Origin of the sequence: Pseudomonas sp. nanlin1, from assembly GCF_045571515.1 — a bacterium.
In the GTDB taxonomy this organism is placed as follows: Bacteria; Pseudomonadota; Gammaproteobacteria; order Pseudomonadales; family Pseudomonadaceae; genus Aquipseudomonas.
The window spans coordinates 1,832,360-1,852,678 of record NZ_CP124218.1; the positions used below are offsets into that span (position 1 = coordinate 1,832,360).

At 61.2% G+C, this 20,319-nt stretch carries 18 protein-coding genes, 3 tRNA genes and 1 riboswitch; of the genes, 20 read left to right on the top strand and 1 reads right to left on the bottom strand.

The genetic code is table 11. The features are described 5' to 3' along the window. Positions 1-312: 312 nt before the first annotated feature. From QCL65_RS08595 to astE, 13 genes are all read left to right on the top strand, one after another. Positions 313-1,089: an ABC transporter substrate-binding protein gene (locus tag QCL65_RS08595; protein WP_407315785.1), complete on the top strand. Its 777-nt coding sequence runs from the start codon at positions 313-315 to the stop codon at positions 1,087-1,089. Positions 1,090-1,179: 90 nt separating this feature from the next. Then, positions 1,180-1,869, top strand: a complete 690-nt coding sequence (locus QCL65_RS08600; RefSeq protein ID WP_407315786.1) for an ABC transporter permease — start codon at positions 1,180-1,182, stop codon at positions 1,867-1,869. Continuing rightward, positions 1,866-2,564 (top strand): ABC transporter permease, encoded by a 699-nt coding sequence (locus tag QCL65_RS08605; protein ID WP_407315787.1) that lies wholly within the window; start codon positions 1,866-1,868, stop codon positions 2,562-2,564. Before QCL65_RS08600 ends, QCL65_RS08605 begins: the two co-directional genes overlap by 4 nt. A gap of 4 nt (positions 2,565-2,568) precedes the next feature. Continuing rightward, complete coding sequence (locus QCL65_RS08610; protein WP_407315788.1) at positions 2,569-3,681, top strand: succinylglutamate desuccinylase/aspartoacylase family protein; 1,113 nt, start codon at positions 2,569-2,571, stop codon at positions 3,679-3,681. A 22-nt stretch (positions 3,682-3,703) separates the two neighbouring features. Then, complete coding sequence (locus QCL65_RS08615) at positions 3,704-4,468, top strand: ABC transporter ATP-binding protein (RefSeq protein ID WP_407315789.1); 765 nt, start codon at positions 3,704-3,706, stop codon at positions 4,466-4,468. Positions 4,469-4,606: 138 nt separating this feature from the next. Further along, positions 4,607-5,587 carry a transcriptional regulator ArgR gene (gene argR, locus QCL65_RS08620; RefSeq protein WP_407315790.1) on the top strand — a complete coding sequence of 327 codons (981 nt, stop codon included), beginning with the start codon at positions 4,607-4,609 and terminating at the stop codon, positions 5,585-5,587. A gap of 204 nt (positions 5,588-5,791) precedes the next feature. Then, positions 5,792-7,012 (top strand): aspartate aminotransferase family protein, encoded by a 1,221-nt coding sequence (locus tag QCL65_RS08625; RefSeq protein ID WP_407315791.1) that lies wholly within the window; start codon positions 5,792-5,794, stop codon positions 7,010-7,012. 67 nt (positions 7,013-7,079) lie between these two features. Beyond that, complete coding sequence (aruF, locus tag QCL65_RS08630; protein ID WP_407315792.1) at positions 7,080-8,111, top strand: arginine/ornithine succinyltransferase subunit alpha; 1,032 nt, start codon at positions 7,080-7,082, stop codon at positions 8,109-8,111. 61 nt (positions 8,112-8,172) lie between these two features. Then, positions 8,173-9,207, top strand: coding sequence for an arginine N-succinyltransferase (gene astA, locus QCL65_RS08635; RefSeq protein ID WP_407315793.1), 1,035 nt, complete (start codon positions 8,173-8,175; stop codon positions 9,205-9,207). Beyond that, positions 9,204-10,667 carry a succinylglutamate-semialdehyde dehydrogenase gene (astD, locus tag QCL65_RS08640; RefSeq protein ID WP_407315794.1) on the top strand — a complete coding sequence of 488 codons (1,464 nt, stop codon included), beginning with the start codon at positions 9,204-9,206 and terminating at the stop codon, positions 10,665-10,667. The genes astA and astD overlap by 4 nt, the downstream gene beginning before the upstream one ends. Before the next feature lie 41 nt (positions 10,668-10,708). Next, the gene (gene astB / locus QCL65_RS08645; RefSeq protein WP_407315795.1) at positions 10,709-12,052 is read left to right on the top strand and encodes an N-succinylarginine dihydrolase; all 1,344 of its coding nucleotides are present in this window, start codon (positions 10,709-10,711) and stop codon (positions 12,050-12,052) included. A gap of 34 nt (positions 12,053-12,086) precedes the next feature. Continuing rightward, positions 12,087-12,377, top strand: a complete 291-nt coding sequence (locus QCL65_RS08650; protein WP_407315796.1) for a topoisomerase II — start codon at positions 12,087-12,089, stop codon at positions 12,375-12,377. A 27-nt stretch (positions 12,378-12,404) separates the two neighbouring features. Then, positions 12,405-13,403 (top strand): succinylglutamate desuccinylase, encoded by a 999-nt coding sequence (gene astE / locus QCL65_RS08655; protein ID WP_407315797.1) that lies wholly within the window; start codon positions 12,405-12,407, stop codon positions 13,401-13,403. 32 nt (positions 13,404-13,435) lie between these two features. On the opposite strand, the gene QCL65_RS08660 is transcribed toward astE, so the two are convergent. After that, entirely contained in the window at positions 13,436-13,942 is a 507-nt protein-coding gene (locus QCL65_RS08660; protein WP_407315798.1) for a 6,7-dimethyl-8-ribityllumazine synthase, read from the bottom strand. A gap of 106 nt (positions 13,943-14,048) precedes the next feature. After that, a riboswitch (FMN riboswitch) is annotated at positions 14,049-14,200 on the bottom strand. Positions 14,201-14,377: 177 nt separating this feature from the next. Here QCL65_RS08660 and ltaE point away from each other — a divergent pair. From ltaE to QCL65_RS08695, 7 genes are all read left to right on the top strand, one after another. Continuing rightward, positions 14,378-15,403 carry a low-specificity L-threonine aldolase gene (gene ltaE, locus QCL65_RS08665; RefSeq protein WP_407315799.1) on the top strand — a complete coding sequence of 342 codons (1,026 nt, stop codon included), beginning with the start codon at positions 14,378-14,380 and terminating at the stop codon, positions 15,401-15,403. Positions 15,404-15,514: 111 nt separating this feature from the next. Continuing rightward, positions 15,515-18,139 (top strand): alanine--tRNA ligase, encoded by a 2,625-nt coding sequence (gene alaS, locus QCL65_RS08670; protein ID WP_407315800.1) that lies wholly within the window; start codon positions 15,515-15,517, stop codon positions 18,137-18,139. A 95-nt stretch (positions 18,140-18,234) separates the two neighbouring features. Further along, entirely contained in the window at positions 18,235-19,467 is a 1,233-nt protein-coding gene (locus QCL65_RS08675; RefSeq protein ID WP_407315802.1) for an aspartate kinase, read from the top strand. 164 nt (positions 19,468-19,631) lie between these two features. After that, positions 19,632-19,820 carry a carbon storage regulator CsrA gene (csrA, locus tag QCL65_RS08680; RefSeq protein WP_407315803.1) on the top strand — a complete coding sequence of 63 codons (189 nt, stop codon included), beginning with the start codon at positions 19,632-19,634 and terminating at the stop codon, positions 19,818-19,820. 62 nt (positions 19,821-19,882) lie between these two features. Next, positions 19,883-19,973 (top strand) — tRNA-Ser (locus QCL65_RS08685). 107 nt (positions 19,974-20,080) lie between these two features. Next, positions 20,081-20,157: transfer RNA gene (locus QCL65_RS08690), tRNA-Arg, on the top strand. Between the two features lie 77 nt (positions 20,158-20,234). Then, positions 20,235-20,311: transfer RNA gene (locus tag QCL65_RS08695), tRNA-Arg, on the top strand. The last annotated feature ends 8 nt before the right edge of the window (positions 20,312-20,319 follow it).

Below are 20,319 nucleotides of genomic sequence, written 5' to 3' on the forward strand. Positions count from 1 at the left end.
CCACCGGCTAGGGTTTGTCCGAAATCAGACACAGGCCGGGAATCCGTCCGACTCGACTTGCGGTAGCCCATGGACTTGCGAATAATGCGCGCCTATTGCCGGGGCATGGATCTACTCGCGAGTGCCTTGCCATTTTATTCTCGGCAAGTCAAGTTCTCTGCCTGTAGGCTTGGGTGCATCTGTAACTTGTTGTCGCATTCAAGAAATATCGACCTACAACCTGTCGTTAAAATGCCCGACATCGGTCAGACCACTGTCTGACACGCCCCCCTGGCTGCATCCCTTCTGCCCTGTTCCGCTGGAGTCCTCTTGATGAAAAAGCTCGCAGTGCTTGGCGCCCTGGCGCTATCCGTGTTGTCGGTTGCTTCGTTCGCCGATGAAAAGCCGTTGAAAATCGGCATTGAGGCGGCTTATCCACCGTTTGCGTCGAAAACCCCAGAAGGCAATATCGTCGGTTTCGACTATGACATCGGCAATGCGCTGTGCGCTGAGATGAAGGTCAAGTGCACCTGGGTCGAGCAGGAGTTCGATGGGCTGATCCCGGCGCTCAAGGTGCGTAAGATCGACGCTATTTTGTCGTCGATGTCGATCACCGACGACCGCAAAAAATCTGTCGATTTCACCCACCGTTATTACGCTACCGTGGCTCGCCTGGTCCTCAAGCAGGGCGTCACCGTGAGCGATAACCTGGCGGAACTCAAGGGCAAGAAGATCGGCGTGCAACGTGGCACTATCCACGACCGCTTTGCCAAGGAAGTCCTCGCGCCCCAAGGCGTCGAAGTGGTGCCCTATGGCTCGCAGAACGAAGTGTACCTGGATGTCACTGCAGGTCGCCTGGATGGCGCCCTGGCCGATGCCACCCTGTTGCAGGAAGGCTTCCTCGACACCGATGCCGGTAAAGGGTATGCCTTCGCTGGCCCGTCGTTCACCGAAGCCAAGTACTTCGGCGACGGTATCGGTATTGCCGTGCGCAAGGGCGACAAGGCCAACCTGGAACGCCTGAACGCGGCCATCGACGCGATCCGCGCCAACGGTAAGTACAAGGAAATCCAGGACAAGTACTTCAACTTCGACATCTACGGTCAGTAAGCGGCCCGGGCATCAACCGCCAGATGGTGCAAGCCGGCCTGTTCGAGCCGGCGGCACCATCTTTTCATCTTCACGGCCGAGGTTTTCTTCATGTTGAAAGGCTACGGGGCTGTCATCCTCGACGGTGCTGGGTTGACGCTGCAGTTGGCGCTGTGTTCCATGGCGCTGGCGATCGTCCTTGGGCTGATCGGTGTGGCCTTGCGCCTGTCACCGCTGCGCTGGTTGGCGTGGTGCGGTGATACCTATTCCACGGTGATCCGGGGGATCCCCGACCTGGTGCTGATTTTGCTGATTTTCTACGGCGGTCAGGACCTGCTCAACCGTGTCGCACCGATGCTCGGTTACGACGACTACATCGATCTCAACCCCATGGCGGCCGGGATCTTCACCCTGGGCTTCATTTTTGGGGCGTACCTTTCGGAAACCTTCCGCGGAGCATTCATGGCCATCCCGCGCGGGCAGGCCGAAGCCGGTTCGGCCTACGGCATGAGCCCTCGCCAGGTATTTTTTCGGGTGCTGGTGCCGCAGATGATTCGTCTGGCGATTCCCGGCTTCACCAATAACTGGTTAGTGCTGACCAAGGCTACCGCGCTGATTTCCGTGGTGGGTTTGCAAGACATGATGTTCAAAGCCAAGCAGGCGGCGGACGCGACCCGTGAGCCCTTCACTTTTTTTCTCGCGGTAGCGGCGGTTTACCTGTTGATCACCAGCGTGTCTTTGCTGGTGCTGCGTGCCATTGAAAAACGCTACTCGGTCGGCGTAAAGGCGGCGCAACTATGATTTTCGACTACACCGTGGTCTGGGACAGCCTGCCGTTGTATTTCGCTGGCCTGCTGGAGACCCTGAGGTTACTCGGCATTTCGTTGTTCATCGGCTTATTGCTGGCGGTGCCGCTGGCACTGATGCGGGTATCGCGCCGCGCTGCGGTGAACCTGCCTGCCTGGCTGTACACTTACGTTATTCGCGGTACACCGATGCTGGTGCAGTTGTTCCTCATCTACTACGGGCTGGCGCAATTTGCCGTGGTGCGCGAGAGCATTTTCTGGCCGTGGCTGTCCAGTGCATCCTTTTGCGCGTGCCTGGCCTTTGCCATCAACACCAGCGCCTATACGGCGGAAATCATTGCTGGCAGCCTCAAGACGACTCCGGCCGGGGAAATCGAAGCGGCGCGGGCCATGGGTATGTCGCGGTCGCTGATGTACCGCCGTATCCTGCTGCCGTCGGCGTTGCGCCGGGCGTTGCCGCAATACAGCAACGAGGTGATCATGATGCTGCAGACCACTAGCCTGGCGTCCATCGTCACCTTGATCGATATTACGGGCGCCGCCCGCGCCGTGAACGCGCAGTATTACCTGCCGTTCGAGGCTTATATCACCGCCGGCGCGTTCTACCTGTGCCTCACATTTATTCTGGTTCGGCTGTTCAAGCTCGCAGAGCGCCGCTGGCTGGGCTACATGGCACCGAGAAAAGGCTGACCCCATGCAACGTATCGACCACACCTTGCCTTGGAGCCCATTGGGCACCGAGCGGCACCTGAGCGTATTCCGTTTTGGCGCTGGCGAACGCAAGGCCTATATCCAGGCCAGCCTGCATGCCGATGAACTGCCGGGTATGCGCACCGCTTGGGAATTGAAAAAACAGCTCGGTGCCCTGGAAGCCGCTGGCGCCCTCAAAGGGGTTATCGAGTTGGTGCCGGTGGCCAACCCGCTGGGCCTGGGGCAATTGCTGCAAGGCGCCCACCAGGGCCGTTTCGAGTTTGCCAGTGGGAAAAACTTCAACCGCGACTTTGTCGAGCTCAGCGAGCCGGTGGCCCAGGCGTTGCAGGGCAAGCTCGGGGATGACCCGCATGCCAATATCCGCCTGATCCGCCTGGCCATGGTCGACGCCCTGGCGGCATTGCCTGCCCCCGGCAGCGCGCTGCAAGGGTTGCAACGCCTGCTGTTGGGCCACGCCTGCGATGCCGATGTAGTGCTCGACCTGCATTGCGATGCCGAAGCTGCATTGCACATGTATGCCTTGCCGCAACACTGGCCGCAGTGGCGCTCGCTGGCGGCCCACCTGAACATGCGGGTCGGCCTGCTCGCCGAAGAATCCGGCGGCAGCTCCTTCGACGAGGCCTGTTCGGCGCCCTGGTTGCGCTTGGCGCGGCAGTTTCCCGACGCGCAGATTCCCCTGGCGTGCCTGGCCACCACCTTAGAGTTGGGCGGCCAGGCCGACACCGGCCCGGCCGAGGCGCAGGCCCATGCCCGTGGCATTCTGGCGTTCCTGGCCGAACAAGGCTTACTTGAGGGGGAGTGGCCGGCACCCGCTTTCGAAGCCTGCGAAGGCATGCCGTTCGAAGGCACTGAATTACTCTATGCCCCGCATCCTGGCGTGGTCAGCTACCTCAAGCCTGTGGGCGCTTGGGTCGAGGTGGGCGAGCCGCTGTTCGAGGTGATCGACCCGCTGTCCGACCGGGTCAGCACAGTTTGCGCGGGTACGCCCGGGGTGCTGTTCGCCGTCGAGCGTTTGCGCTACGCCCAGCCGGGTTTCTGGCTGGCCAAGGTCGCCGGGGCCCAACCACTTCGTCATGGGCGCTTGCTCAACGACTGACCGTTTGATGAGAAACCACAGCATGTACAAACTTGAAGTTCAGGACCTGCACAAGCGCTACGGCAGTCACGAAGTGCTCAAAGGGGTCTCGTTGGCGGCCAAGGCCGGTGATGTGATCAGCATTATCGGCTCCAGCGGTTCGGGCAAAAGTACCTTTTTGCGTTGCATCAATTTGCTCGAACAGCCCCACGCCGGGCGCATTCTGTTGAACAATGAAGAGCTCAAGCTGGTCGCCGGCAAAGACGGTGCACTGCAGGCCGCCGATGCCAAACAGCTGCAGCGCCTGCGCTCGCGCCTGTCGATGGTGTTTCAGCATTTCAACCTGTGGTCGCACATGACCGCGCTGGAAAACGTCATCGAGGCGCCGGTGCACGTGTTGGGCGTATCGAAAAAAGAAGCGCGGGAAAAGGCCGAGCATTACCTGGCCAAGGTGGGCGTCGGGCATCGCAAGGACGCCTACCCTGGGCATATGTCCGGCGGCGAGCAACAGCGCGTGGCGATTGCCCGGGCGCTGGCGGTGGAGCCTGAGGTGATGTTGTTCGATGAGCCCACCTCGGCGCTCGACCCCGAGCTGGTCGGCGATGTGCTAAAAGTGATGCAGGCCCTGGCCCAGGAAGGCCGCACGATGGTGGTGGTCACCCACGAGATGGGCTTTGCCCGGGAAGTGTCCAACCAGCTGTTGTTTCTGCACAAAGGCCTGGTGGAAGAGCAGGGCGACCCGCGGGAGGTCCTGGCCAATCCCCGTTCTGAGCGGCTGCAGCAGTTTCTGGCCGGCAGCTTGAAGTAGGCTGTTACATTGAAACACTTCAGTGCTGCCACTTCACGGCATAACAGGGCATGCTTCGCCACCCGTTAATCGCTTGCCCTGGCAGCCTGACCCGGTGCCCCAGGCACGCGCTACCCCAAAGGTTTCGGACCGCACTTGATGACAGCTCAACGAATCGGCTTTCTGTATTGGCCCAGCACGCGCGCCTTGACCCTGGCGCTGGCCGAGGAAGCCCTGTCTGTCGCCCAACGGGTGCACCCAGACGTCGCTTACGAGTTGGTCTTTCTTGAGGCGCAAGCGCCCACCGAGGGTGCCTGGCGGTTGCCCGGCGAGGCCTGGCAGGGGCGTCTGGAACATTGCCACAAGCTCTTTCTGCTGGCCGACGAGCCACCACTGCCGCCCCATCCGGCGTTGGCCACAGCGCTCAAGCAACTGGTGCGCAGCGGTTGCCTGATTGGCGGGCTATCGGCGGGGGTGTATCCGCTGGCCCAACTTGGCTTGCTCGACGGTTACCGCGCCGCGGTGCACTGGCGTTGGCAGGACGACTTCGCCGAGCGCTTCCCCAAGGTGATCGCCACCAGCCACCTATTCGACTGGGACCGCGACCGCATGACTGCCTGTGGAGGGCTGTCGGTGCTCGACCTGATGCTGGCGGTGCTGGCCCGCGATCACGGCGCGGAGTTGGCCGGTGCGGTGTCCGAAGAATTGGTGGTCGAGCGCATCCGCGAAGGGGGTGAGCGCCAGCGTATCCCGCTGCAGAACCGCCTGGGCTCCAGTCATCCGAAGCTCACCCAGGCGGTGTTGCTGATGGAAGCCAACATTGAAGAGCCCCTGACCACCGATGAAATCGCCCAACATGTGTGCGTATCGCGGCGGCAACTGGAGCGGATCTTCAAGCAATATTTGAACCGCGTACCGAGCCAGTATTACCTGGAGCTGCGCCTGAACAAGGCCCGACAAATGCTGATGCAGACCAGCAAGTCGATCATCCAGATCGGCCTGTCCTGTGGCTTCTCCTCGGGGCCGCATTTCTCCAGCGCTTACCGCAATTTTTTCGGCGCCACCCCCCGCGAAGACCGCAACCAGCGGCGCAACAGCAGCCCGTTCGAGCTATCGTCGGTGCCTGCCGAGCGCGGCTAGTGCTGGGTCTTACCGCAATGGCGTGCAACCGTTTAAACTGCGCCTTTGCGACGCAATTTGTCGCATTGATGAAAACCCCGGAAATTAGCGGTTTGGCGCTGTAACAAGTTGTCGCTTGGCGGCAAGGCCAGCGGCCGTGGTGTCCTTACAATTCTTCCATCGCCCGCCGGTTTATGGCTGGGCGTTCCTCTTCAGGAGACTCCGATGTCCGTTGAGCAAGCTGTGGTGCAACGCGCCGATTTCGACCAGGTGATGGTACCTAACTACGCACCGGCGGCGTTTATCCCGGTGCGAGGCGCCGGGTCCCGGGTATGGGACCAAGCTGGCCGAGAGTTGATCGACTTCTCCGGTGGTATCGCGGTGAACGTGCTGGGCCACGCTCACCCAGTGTTGGTGCAGGCCCTCACCGACCAGGCGAACAAGGTCTGGCATGTGTCCAACGTATTCACCAACGAGCCGACCCTGCGCCTGGCGCACAAGTTGGTCGATGCCACCTTTGCCGACCGGGTGTTCTTCTGCAACTCCGGCGCCGAAGCCAACGAAGCAGCGTTCAAACTAGCTCGGCGGGTTGCCCACGACCGCTTCGGCGCGGAAAAATACGAGATCATCGCAGCCACCAACAGTTTTCACGGACGCACCCTATTCACGGTCAGCGTCGGCGGGCAGCCCAAGTATTCCGACGGCTTTGGGCCCAAGATCACCGGCATCAGCCATGTGCCCTACAACGACCTGGAAGCGCTGAAGGCGGCCATCTCCGAGAAGACCTGCGCCGTGGTGCTGGAGCCTATCCAAGGCGAAGGTGGTGTCTTGCCGGCCGATCGTGCCTACCTCGAAGGCGCCCGAGCCCTGTGTGACCAATTCGATGCATTGCTGGTGTTCGACGAAGTGCAGAGCGGCCTTGGCCGCAGTGGCGAGCTGTTCGCCTACATGCACTACGGCGTCGTGCCCGACATCCTTTCCAGCGCCAAGAGCCTGGGCGGGGGCTTTCCCATTGGCGCGATGTTGACCACCGACGCCCTGGCCAGCCATTTTTCCGTCGGCACCCACGGCACCACCTACGGCGGCAACCCACTGGCGTGCGCGGTGGCGGAAGCCGTGGTGGACGTGGTCAACACGCCAGCCGTCCTGCAAGGGGTGAAGGAGCGCCATCAGCGCTTCAAAACCCGCTTGCAGCAGATTGGCGAGCAGTACGGGGTGTTCAGTGAAGTGCGTGGCCTCGGCTTACTGATCGGCTGCGTCCTGGCCGAAGCCTGGAAGGGCCGCGCCAAGGACTTCTTCAACGCCGCCGAGCAACACGACCTGATGATTCTGCAAGCCGGGCCCGACGTGGTGCGCTTCGCCCCCAGCCTGGTGATCGACAACGCTGATATCGACGAAGGCCTGGATCGCTTCGAGCGCGCTGTCGCACAGTTGGCCAAGGGCTGATACCCGGCTCACCCTAGGCTATACGGGGTGAGCCGCTGTTACCGTTCTTTTACCAAGGAGTGACCCCATGCTGGTAATGCGCCCCGCGCGAATGGCCGACCTGGTCGAAGTGCAGCGTCTAGCGGCAGACAGCCCCATCGGGGTCACTTCATTGCCCGATGACAGCGAGCGGCTACGCGACAAGATTTCCGTGTCGCAGGCTTCGTTCGCCGCTGAAGTCAGCTTCAACGGCGAAGAGAGCTACTTTTTCGTGCTGGAAGAAGTCGCCACCCGGCGCTTGGTCGGCTGTTCGGCAATTGTCGCGTCGGCGGGCTATTCCGAACCCTTTTACAGTTTTCGCAACGAGACGTTTGTCCACGCGTCCCGAGAACTGAAGATTCACAACAAGATCCACGTGCTGTCGCAATGTCACGACTTGACCGGCAACAGCCTGTTAACCAGTTTTTATGTGGTGCCCGAGCTGGTGGGCGGGCCGTGGGCCGAACTCAACTCGCGCGCACGCCTGTTGTTCATGGCCAGCCACCCCGAGCGGTTCGCGGATTCGGTGGTCACTGAAATCGTCGGCTACAGCGACGAGCAGGGAGACTCACCGTTCTGGGACGCTATCGGGCGCAATTTCTTCGACCTCAACTATGCCGAGGCTGAACGTATTTGCGGGCTCAAGAGCCGTACTTTTCTCGCCGAACTGATGCCGCACTATCCCATCTACGTGCCCCTGTTGCCCGACGCTGCGCAAGAGGCCATGGGCCAGGTGCACCCCCGGGCGCAGGTGACGTTCGACATCCTGATGCGCGAAGGCTTCGAGACTGATCACTACATCGATATTTTCGACGGCGGGCCGACCCTGCATGCGCCGGTTTCCAGCATCCGCTCCATTGCCCAGAGCCGCGTAGCGCCGGTCAAACTGGCTGCGCTCGACAGTGCCCAGCATGCGCCCCACAGCCGCCAGTATCTGGTGGCCAACGCGCAATTGCAGGAATACCGCGCGGTGCTGCTGGAGCTCGACTGGGTGCCTGGCCAACCCGTCAGCCTCAGCCCGGAGGCCGCCCAGGCGCTGGGTGTGAGTGACGGCGCCAGCGTGCGCCTGGTCGCTGTTTGATACCTGTTATCCACAGGTCGGATTCTGCGGGCCCTATGGGGTGCTCGCTCGAGGAGAAAGCATGATCGTTCGTCCCGTACGCAGCAGCGACCTGCCAGCGCTGATCGAGTTGGCGCGCAGCACCGGCCCCGGGCTGACTACTTTGCCTGCCAACGAAGAGCGGCTGGCGCACCGGGTGGCCTGGGCTGAAAAAACCTTTCGGGGTGAGGCCGAGCGCGGCGACACCGATTACCTGTTCGTGCTGGAAAACGACGCCGGCGAAGTGGTAGGCATCTCCGCAATCGCCGGGGCCGTGGGGCAGCGTGAGCCTTGGTACAACTACCGCGTGGGCCTGACCGTCAGTGCCTCGCGCGAGTTGAAAATCTACCGTGAAATTCCTACGTTGTTTCTGGCCAACGACCTGACCGGTAACTCTGAACTGTGCTCGCTGTTTTTGCGCAGCGAACACCGCGGTGGGCTCAATGGGCGCCTGTTGGCCAAGGCGCGCTTGCTGTTCATCGCCGAGTTTCCCGAGCTGTTCGGGCAAAAGATCATCGCGGAAATGCGCGGCATGTCCGACGACCAGGGCCGGTCACCCTTCTGGGAGAGCCTGGGGCGGCACTTTTTCAAGATGGAGTTCAGCCAGGCCGATTACCTGACGGGCGTGGGCAACCGGGCATTTATCGCTGAACTGATGCCCAAGTTTCCGCTGTATGCCTGCTTTCTGTCCGAGGCCGCCCGCGCCGTGATCGGCAGGGTACACCCGGCCACTGAGCCGGCACTGACCATGCTCAAGGCCGAAGGCTTCAGCTACCAGGGCTATGTCGACATCTTCGATGCGGGCCCGGCCATCGAGTGTGAAACCCTGAAGATTCGTGCCGTGCACGACAGCCAGGCGCTGATTCTGGCCATTGGCACCCCTGGCGACGATGCGCCGGCCTACCTGATCCACAACCGCAAGCGTGAAGACTGCCGCATCACCGCAGCTCCGGCGCGCTTGGCGGCCGGAACACTGGTGGTGGACCCGCTGACTGCGCGGCGCTTGCGCCTGAGCGTGGGCGACCAGGTGCGCGCCGTGCCCCTGGCCGGGCAGACGGTGCGCGAGGTGAAGAAATGACTTCATTGTATGTAGGGGGCCAATGGCAGGCGGGCCAAGGCGACGCGTTCAACTCGCGCAACCCCGCGAGCCAGCAAGTGGTGTGGCAAGGCAAGGGTGCCGATGCCGCGCAGGTAGATCAGGCCGTCGTGGCGGCCCGTGCGGCATTCCCGGGTTGGGCGTCGCGCACCTTGGCCGAGCGCATCAGCGTGCTCGAAGCCTTCGCTGCCGTCCTCAAACGCAAGGCGGACGCGCTGGCCTATTGCATTGGCGAAGAAACCGGCAAGCCGTTATGGGAGGCGGCGACCGAGGTGGCCAGTATGGTCAACAAGGTCGCGATCTCGCTGCAGAGCTATCAGGAGCGTACTGGCGAAAAAAGCGCGCCCCTGGGCGATGCCAGTGCCGTGCTGAGGCACAAGCCCCATGGCGTTGTGGCAGTGTTCGGGCCTTATAACTTTCCAGGCCATCTGCCCAATGGGCACATAGTGCCGGCACTGCTGGCGGGCAACTGCGTGCTGTTCAAACCCAGCGAGCTGGCGCCCAAGGTGGCTGAGCTGACCCTGCAGTGCTGGATCGAGGCGGGGCTGCCCAGTGGCGTGTTGAGCCTACTCCAGGGTGGGCGTGCCACCGGTATGGCATTGGCGGCCCATGATGGGCTCGATGGGCTGTTTTTCACCGGCTCCAGTGCCACTGGCAATAGCCTGCACCGGCAGTTCGCCGGTCAGCCGCAGAAAATCCTCGCCCTGGAAATGGGTGGCAACAACGCGCTGGTGGTCGACGAAGTCGAAGACCTCGACGCGGCCGTCTATACCATCATTCAGTCGGCCTTTATCTCGGCGGGGCAGCGCTGTACCTGTGCCCGCCGCTTGCTGGTGCCCCGCGGGCCCTGGGGCGATCGCCTATTGAGCCGCCTGGTGCACGTCAGCGCTAATCTGCAAGTGGGGGCCTTCGATGCGCAACCGGCACCGTTCATGGGGGCGGTAATTTCCCTGGCGGCGGCCCAGGCACTGCTCGACGCCCAGGCCCAATTGCAGGCCAACGGGGCGCTGAGCTTGCTCGCCATGGCCCAGGTGCGGCCCGATAGCGCGCTGTTGAGCCCGGGCATTATGGATGTCAGCGGCGTTGCCCAACGGCCCGATGAAGAGCTGTTCGGGCCACTGCTGCAAGTGGTCCGCTACGCGGATTTCGCGGCGGCGATCGCCGAGGCCAACGCCACCCGCTATGGCTTGGCAGCCGGTTTGTTGTCTGACTCCGAGGCGCGTTATCAACAGTTCTGGCTGCACAGCCGGGCCGGCATCGTCAATTGGAACAAACCCTTGACCGGTGCCGCCAGCAGCGCGCCGTTCGGTGGCGTTGGCGCCTCCGGCAACCACCGGGCCAGCGCCTACTATGCGGCCGATTATTGCGCCTACCCGGTGGCGTCGCTGGAAACACCCCGGCTCAGCTTGCCGGCTGGCCTGTCGCCAGGCGTCACGCTGTAACGTAGGGCCTGAAAAGTAATGCGATTCGAGGAGCCAAGCCGATGCAGTCCTATGAAGTGAATTTTGACGGCCTGGTCGGGCCGACCCATAACTACGGCGGCTTGTCCTATGGCAATGTAGCGTCCCAGAGCAATAGCCAGCAGGGCTCCAACCCACGGGAAGCGGCCCGCCAAGGCTTGGCGAAGATGAAGGCGCTGATGGAAATGGGCTTTGCGCAAGGCGTCCTGGCACCCCAGGAGCGGCCCGACATCGGCGCCCTGCGCGCCCTGGGGTTCACCGGCAGCGATGCGCAGATCATCGCCCGCGCTGCCCGAGACGCCATGCCTCTGCTGATGGCCAGTTGTTCCGCCTCCAGCATGTGGGTCGCCAACGCGGCCACTGTCAGCCCCAGCGCCGATACCGCCGATGGCCGTGTGCACTTTACGGCAGCCAACCTCAACTGCAAATTTCACCGCAGCATCGAACACCCCACCACCAGCCGGTTGCTGGCGGCGATGTTCAGCGACCCCGAGCATTTCGCCCATCACGCGGCGTTGCCGGCGGTGGCCCAGTTCGGTGACGAGGGGGCCGCCAACCATACGCGCTTCTGCCGAGCCTACGGCGAGCCCGGCGTGGAGTTCTTCGTGTATGGCCGCAGCGCGTTCGACCCTCGCTATCCAGCACCCCAAACGTACCCCGCACGGCAGACCTTAGAGGCCTCCCAGGCGGTGGCCCGCTTGCACGGCCTGGACGCCGCGGGCGTAGTCTTCGCTCAGCAAAACCCGGCTGTAATCGACCAAGGCGTATTCCACAACGATGTGATTGCCGTGGGCAATGGCGAGTTGCTGTTTCACCATGAAGAGGCGTTTCTCGACAGCGCCGGGGTGCTCGAACAATTAGACAGCAAGCTGGCGGCCCGGGGTGGGCGCTTTCAGGCCATTACCGTGACCCGCGACCAATTGTCGGTGGACGATGCCGTGCGCTCCTACCTGTTCAACAGCCAGTTACTGTCGCGCCCAGATGGCTCCATGCTGCTGGTGGTGCCAGAGGAGTGCCGCGCCAACCCCAAGGTGTGGGACTACCTGCAAGGTTTGCTTGACCAGGCTGGACCCGTGGCCCAGGTCAAAGTGTTCAACCTCAAGCAGAGCATGCAGAACGGTGGTGGCCCCGCCTGCCTGCGTTTACGCGTAGCGCTCAACGAAGCCGAACTGGCGGCGGTCAACCCAGGCGTTATTATGACCGCGCAGTTGTATGAAACCCTGACTCAGTGGGTGGACCGCCACTACCGAGATCGGCTCGATGAGCACGACGTGGCCGACCCCCAACTGTTGGTCGAATGCCGTACCGCGCTGGATGAACTGAGCCAGATACTCAAGTTGGGCTCGGTCTATCCGTTTCAACTCTAAACCCCCTTTTTCTACATAGACGAGAGTAATGATCATGGCCGATGCCCTGCAACTCATCCTGGAAGACACCGATGGCACTCAGCTGGAAACGTCCTGCACCCGTTTTGCGGTGATTTGGCAAGGCAAGGAAGTCTGGATTCAGCAGGATGGCCGTGGCCAGTTGCTGATCGGCGTCGATGTCGAAGAAGACGACGCGGAATACGCCAACCTACTGTTGCGTCCCCTGGCAACCAATCTGGTCAGCCTGCAACTGGAAATGGAGCCTGCCGATGCGGGCGTGGAAGAGGGCGACGAACACGTTCACGGCCCTGACTGCAAACATTGATCCCGCCGCTCACATAGGACTGCGCCTATGCTCGCTCTCGGTAAACTGCTCGAACTGACCCTGGCTGGCCGTGAGCCGGCGGAGAAAACCCAGATGACCACCGGCGGCGTGCGCCTGCGCTGGCTAGGCGAGGGTGCCATGGAAGTGAGGCCGCCGCAGGCGCAGGACACCGGCATGGATCTGCTGTTATCGGCAGGCATCCATGGCAACGAAACTGCGCCGATCGAGCTACTGGACGAACTGATCCATCAGATCGCCCGGGGGCAACTCAAGCCCCGCGCGCGGTTGCTGTTGCTGTTCGGTAACCCGGCTGCCATCCGCCGCGGCGAGCGTTACTTGGAGCAGGACGTCAACCGGCTGTTCAATGGTCGCCATGAGATGTCCAGCGGGGCCGAAGCTTTTCGCGCCTGTGAGCTGGAGCGTTTGGCAGCTAACTTCTTTAGCGAGCCGGGCCGTACGCGGCTGCACTACGACCTGCATACGGCTATCCGCGGCTCGAAAATCGAGCAGTTCGCCTTGCACCCCTGGCAGGCCGGGCGTGAGCCCAGTAGCCAAGAGCTGGCCCGGCTGAGCGCTGCGGGTATGCGGGCAGTGTTGTTGCAAAACAAAGCCTCGATCACGTTCAGCGCTTACACCTACGAGCGTCTGGGTGCTGAGGCATTTACCCTGGAGTTGGGCAAGGCGCGCCCGTTCGGGCAAAACGCCCAGGTCGACTTAAGCCGCCTGCAGGACGTTCTGGAACAATTGATCGAAGGCCGTGAGGTCGCGCCAGCGGCTGACGCCTTGCAAGGCCTGGAAGTGTTCCGTGTGTCGCGGGAAATCATCAAGCACAGCGCGGCGTTTCGCCTGAATCTGCCTGACGATGTGGAAAATTTTTCGGAGTTGGAGGCCGGTTATTTACTGGCCGAAGACGAGGGCGGCAAGCGCTGGATAGTGGAAGAGCAGGGCGCGAGGATTATTTTTCCCAACCCCAACGTCGCCAATGGCCTGCGTGCGGGCATTCTGATTGTCCCGCAGCAGGTATAGCGGCTCGGGCGCGGGCCCGAGCCTGGAAGGGCTTAAACGGCAACCCGTTGCGGGCTCGCCATACGGCGCAGCGCGCGGACCTTCTGCAGTGTGTCGGCACAGGTGCGCGCAGCTTCGGCGCCCTTGTGTACGAAGTGCTTGAAGAAGTAGTCGTGGTGCTGCTCGCCGTCGTGGAAGTGGTGCGGCGTGAGCACGACCGAGAAGACCGGTACTTCCGTTTCCAGCTGGACCTGCATCAAGGCACTCACCACCGTTTGCGCGACGAACTCGTGGCGATATATACCGCCATCTACCACAAGTGCCGCGCCGACGATGCCGGCATAACGGCCGGTCTTGGCGAGCAATTTGGCATGCAGCGGGATTTCATAGGCCCCGCCGACTTCATAGAAGTCGATATCGCTGGCCTGGTAGCCCAGCAGGGCCATTTCTTCGATAAAACCGAGACGGCTCTGGTCGACAATATCTTTGTGCCAACAGGCTTGGATGAAGGCGACGCGCTCGTTGGCGTGGGCCTTGCTGTCAATGGCTGTGGGTTGCATCTACGTTGACTCCTGTTTGTGTGAGAAACAGGGCAGTTGGATCGAATGGGATTCAGGGGTACGTGTGCCTACGCAAGCGTAGAAGGCCACGGCCCTTGGGTGCCAATCCCGCTCTCTCTTCATCCGGACTATACCGTCGGCCCCGGAATCAAACCGGGTCTGCTGACCCTGAAGCGCGTTGCCGAGCTTCAGGCGCTCGCGGGCTAGGCTAGTGCCATTACCGCCGGTGGGGAATTGCACCCCGCCCTGAGAACGTCGTTGCCCAATGGGGGGCAACGCGTTTTTTTATCATAATCGAACCAGCCTTGCATAGGGTCTTGGCCGCCGAGGCGGTGTGGGCGGAGCCTTTTCAAGCATCAGACTCTTGAATATGCTGGGGGCAGACCGCAGTAATGCCTTGTGGCAAAAATGGATGGATTGAACAAGGGCTTCCTTATGAGCGTCATCGATTTACGCAGCGACACGGTTACCCAGCCGACCCCTGGCATGCGCGCCGCCATGGCCGTGGCCCAGACCGGGGACGATGTCTACGGGGAAGACCCGACCGTCAGTCGCCTGGAGGCCGAACTGGCCAGCCGCCTTGGCTTTGCCGCAGGCTTGTTCGTACCCAGTGGCACCATGAGTAACCTGCTGGCGTTGATGGCGCATTGTGAGCGCGGCGATGAATACATCGTTGGCCAGCAATCCCACACCTACAAGTATGAGGGCGGAGGCGCAGCGGTGTTGGGTTCGATCCAGCCACAACCGTTGGAGTTGCAAGCTGACGGTTCCCTAGACCTAGACCACGTGGTGGCGACGATCAAGCCCGACGACTTCCACTTTGCTCGTACCCGCTTACTGGCCCTCGAGAACACCATGCAGGGTAAAGTGCTGGCACTGGATTATCTGGCGCGTGCTCGCAAAGTTTGCTCGGCCCATGGCCTGGCCTTGCATCTGGACGGCGCGCGCCTTTACAACGCCGCGGTCAAGCTAGGCGTGCCGGCGGCCGACATTACCCGGCATTTCGATTCGGTTTCGATCTGTCTCTCCAAAGGGCTGGGGGCGCCCGTGGGTTCCGTGCTATGCGGGTCGATGCCGTTGATTGGCAAGGCACGGCGCCTGCGTAAGATGTTGGGCGGCGGTATGCGCCAAGCCGGTAGCCTGGCCGCCGCCGGTCTGTATGCGCTGGAACACCACGTGCAGCGCCTGGCCGATGACCACGCCCATGCGGCCTATCTCGCTGAGGGCCTGGCCAAGGCCGGATATGCCGTGGAGCCAGTACAGACCAATATGGTCTACGTGGCCTTGGGCGAGCAGGCCGGGGCGTTCGCTGCGTTTGCCGCCGAGCGCGACGTCAAGGTCACCGCCGCACCCCGCATGCGCCTGGTGACCCACTTGGACGTGTCGCGGGCCGATGTCGAGCGCACGGTTGAGGTATTCGCTGAATTTGCCGGTAAATCGCGCTGCGGGCCGTCCAATTGATCGTCTGTATCGTACAAACACACTGTACCGCGGCCCCAGGGCCTATATAATGCGGCCCTTTGCGAGTTGCTTTTGCACTTGCCTCCGGTTGCAGTCTCCGTGGAAGATCCTATGAAAAGCGCAGAAATCCGTGAAGCCTTCCTTCGCTTCTTCGAAGAGCAAGGCCACACCCGCGTCGCCTCCAGCTCGCTGATACCGGGCAACGACCCCACCCTGCTGTTCACTAACGCGGGGATGAACCAGTTCAAGGACTGCTTCCTGGGCCAGGAAAAACGCGCCTACACCCGCGCGGTCAGCAGCCAGAAGTGCGTACGCGCCGGCGGCAAGCACAACGACCTGGAGAACGTGGGTTACACCGCACGCCACCACACCTTTTTCGAAATGCTCGGCAACTTCAGCTTTGGCGATTATTTCAAGCGCGACGCTATTACCTACGCGTGGGAGTTCTTGACGTCCGAACAGTGGCTGGGCCTGCCTAAAGACAAACTCTGGGTCACGGTGTACGCCAGCGACGACGAGGCCTACGACATCTGGACCAAAACCATCGGCGTGCCTGCCGAGCGCATGGTCCGCATCGGTGACAACAAAGGCGCGCCATACGCCTCGGACAACTTCTGGACCATGGGCGATACCGGCCCTTGCGGCCCCTGCACCGAAATCTTCTACGACCACGGTGCCGAGATTTGGGGCGGCCCACCGGGCTCCCCGGAAGAAGACGGCGATCGCTACATCGAGATCTGGAACAACGTTTTCATGCAGTTCAACCGTACCGCCGACGGTGTCTTGCACCCGCTGCCCGCGCCTTCGGTCGACACCGGTATGGGCCTGGAGCGGGTCAGCGCGGTATTGCAGCACGTCAACTCCAACTACGAGATCGACCTGTTCCAAAGCCTGCTCGCCGCATCGGCCAAGGCCATCGGCTGCACCTACGAAGGCCAGGCCTCGTTGAAGGTAGTGGCTGACCATATTCGCTCTTGCGGCTTCCTGATTGCCGACGGCGTGCTGCCCTCCAACGAAGGCCGCGGCTACGTGCTGCGGCGCATCATTCGCCGGGCCTGCCGCCACGGCAACAAACTGGGCGCCAATGGCAGCTTTTTCTACCAGATCGTGGCGGCCCTGGTGGCCGAAATGGGCGATGCCTTCCCAGAGCTGAAAAACCAGCAGGCGCACATCGAGCGCGTGCTCAAGGGTGAAGAAGAACAGTTCGCCAAGACCCTGGAGCAGGGCCTGAAGATCCTCGAGCAAGACCTGGCTGAATTGAAGGGTAGCGTGGTGCCCGGTGACGTCATCTTCAAACTGTACGACACCTACGGCTTCCCTATGGACCTGACGGGCGACATCGCCCGTGAGCGCGAACTGACCCTCGACGAAGCGGGTTTCGAGCGTGAAATGAACGCCCAGCGCGAGCGCGCGCGTTCCGCCAGCTCCTTTGGCCTGGATTACAACGCCTTGATCAAGGTCGATGTCCCCACTGAATTCCTCGGTTACACCGACCACGTGGGCGACGCCCAGGTGGTCGCTTTGTATAAGGACGGCGCGGCGGTCGAGCAATTGCACGAAGGCGAGCAGGGCGTGGTGATCCTCGATCGCACGCCGTTTTACGGCGAATCCGGTGGTCAGGTAGGCGATCGCGGTTATCTGCAGAGCAACAACGCACGCTTCGACGTGCGTGACACCACCAAGACCGGCGGCGCGTTCCTGCACCACGGTGTGGTGGTATTGGGCGACTTGCGTAAAGGCGCCACGCTCACGGCTCAGGTCGATGACAGCTTGCAACAGGCCACGGCGCTGAACCACTCGGCCACGCATTTGCTGCATGCCGCCCTGCGCCAGGTGCTCGGTGAACACGTGCAGCAGAAGGGCTCTTTGGTCGACAGCCAGCGCTTGCGTTTTGACTTCAGCCACTTTGAGTCGATCAAGCCTGAGCAAATCAAGGCCCTTGAAGATTTGGTCAACGAGCATGTGCGTAAGAATACGCCGGTGCAGACCGAAGAAATGGACATCGAAACCGCCAAGCAAAAAGGCGCCATGGCGCTGTTCGGCGAGAAGTACGGTGACCGGGTGCGGGTATTGACCATGGGCGGCGATTTTTCTGTCGAGCTGTGCGGCGGTATCCATGCTAAGCGCACCGGCGATATCGGCGTGTTCAAGATCACCAGCGAAGGCGGTGTGGCCTCGGGTGTACGGCGTATCGAAGCGATCACCGGCGCCACGGCGCTGGCCTGGTTGAACCAAGCCGAAGAGCAGCTCAAAGAGGCCGCCCAACTGGTGAAGGGCAGCCGCGACAATCTGCTCGATAAGCTCGGTGCGGTTCTGGAGCGCAACCGCTTGCTGGAAAAACAACTGGAGCAGTTGCAGGCCAAGGCCGCCAGCGCCGCGGGCGATGACTTGTCGGCGGCTGCGGTCGAGGTCAAGGGCACCAAGGTATTGGCCGCACGTGTCGACGGCCAGGACGGCAAGGCATTATTGGCGTTGGTCGACCAACTGAAAAACAAGCTGGGCGAGGCTGTGATCCTGCTGGGCGGCGTACACGAAGACAAAGTCGTGCTGGTGGCAGGTGTCACCAAGGCCCTGAGCGCCCGGGTCAAGGCTGGCGACCTGATGAAGCAGGCCGCTGCGGCGGTCGGCGGCAAAGGCGGCGGGCGCCCGGACATGGCCCAGGGCGGTGGCGTCGATGCCAGCGCACTGGATTCTGCCTTGGCGCTGGCGGTGCCATTCGTCGAGCAGGGCCTCTGATCCATTGTGGCCAAGCCCTTTGCGCACAAGGGGCTTTGGCTTTGTACCGTTTAACTGTTTAATGGGCGCCCTTCACGGGCTGAGGCGGCTTTGAAATGGCTTTGATCGTACAAAAATTCGGCGGTACCTCCGTCGGCAGCGTCGAACGCATCGAACAGGTGGCCGATAAGGTCAAAAAATTCCGTGACGCCGGCCACGATCTCGTTGTCGTGCTGTCCGCCATGAGCGGTGAAACCAATCGCTTGATTGCCCTGGCTAAACAGATCAATGAGCAGCCGGTGCCGCGCGAGCTGGACGTTATTGTGTCCACCGGCGAGCAAGTGACCATTGCCCTGTTGGCCATGGCCTTGATGAAGCGCGGTGTCCCGGCGGTGTCCTACACAGGTAATCAGGTACGCATCCTCACCGACAGCGCACACAATAAAGCGCGCATTCTGCAGATCGACGACCAGAAGATCCGCTCCGACCTCAAGGCCGGGCGGGTAGTGGTGGTGGCAGGTTTCCAGGGTGTGGACGAGAGCGGCAATATCACTACCCTCGGCCGCGGTGGCTCCGACACCACGGGCGTCGCCCTGGCGGCGGCGCTCAAAGCCGATGAGTGTCAGATCTACACCGATGTCGACGGCGTCTATACCACCGACCCACGGGTGGTCTCCCAGGCCAAGCGGCTGGACAAGATCACCTTCGAAGAAATGCTCGAAATGGCCAGCCTGGGTTCCAAGGTGCTGCAGATTCGAGCGGTGGAGTTCGCCGGTAAATACAGTGTGCCATTGCGCGTACTGCACAGTTTCAAAGAGGGGCCGGGCACCCTCATTACTATTGATGAAGAGGAATCCATGGAACAGCCGATCATTTCTGGCATCGCTTTCAACCACGATGAAGCCAAGCTGACCATCCGTGGCGTACCGGATATCCCTGGGGTGGCCTTCAAAATTCTCGGCCCTATCAGTGCCGCCAATATTGAAGTCGACATGATCGTGCAGAACGTTTCCCACGATAAAACCACGGACTTCACCTTTACCGTACACCGCAATGACTACCTGGCAGCCATGCAGGTGCTTGAACAGACCGCCAGCGAAATCGGCGCACGGGAAGTGGTGGGCGACACCAAGATCGGCAAGGTGTCGATCGTGGGCGTTGGTATGCGCTCCCATGCGGGCGTGGCGAGCCGCATGTTCGAGTCGTTGGCCAATGAAGGCATCAACATCCAGATGATCTCCACCTCCGAAATCAAGGTGTCGGTGGTCATCGAAGAGAAATACCTGGAGTTGGCCGTGCGCGCTTTGCACACAGCCTTCGAGCTCGACGCTGCGCGACAGAGTGAGTGAGGCTTCAGCAGAAGGCGCGGCTTGTCCGCGCCTTTGTTTTTTGCTCAGTCGCTAATGGATGTTAATTGCTTTGCGGCTGATCAAAAGGTTCGGTTCGAGCTGATGGCGAGGCCATTGTTTGCAGACTGTGTTGTCCCTGAAATGAAATGCGTGAGGAGAAAGGTATGCTGATTCTGACTCGTCGGTGCGCAGAGAGCCTGGTGATCGGTGATGGTGAAATCACTGTAACCGTGCTCGGCGTGAAAGGTAATCAAGTGCGAATTGGGGTAAATGCACCCAAGGAAGTGGCTGTGCACCGTGAGGAAATCTACCTGCGGATCAAGAAAGAGAAGGACGAAGAACCAAGCCTTTAATTTTTATCGATTTTTAGGTTTGCAAACGGGGAGAAAGGTGGTTAATATACGCCCCGTGTTGCGGAGAGGTGGCCGAGTGGCCGAAGGCGCTCCCCTGCTAAGGGAGTACACCTCAAAAGGGTGTCGGGGGTTCGAATCCCCCCTTCTCCGCCATTATTTATTTAGTGCGTAAAATTCAGGCTTGATCGGTAAGTGTTTGAAATTACTAGAAAAAGCGCTTCACAAAAGAATTTCACGACCTATAATGCGCGGCAACAAATGCACTCGTAGCTCAGCTGGATAGAGTACTCGGCTACGAACCGAGCGGTCACAGGTTCGAATCCTGTCGAGTGCACCATTTAAGAAGCCTGTTTCAGCAATGATAGGGGCTTTTGCTACAGCCAGCGGTGATCTGGTTTATCAATTGCCAATTGTGCACTCGTAGCTCAGCTGGATAGAGTACTCGGCTACGAACCGAGCGGTCACAGGTTCGAATCCTGTCGAGTGCACCACCTTCCGA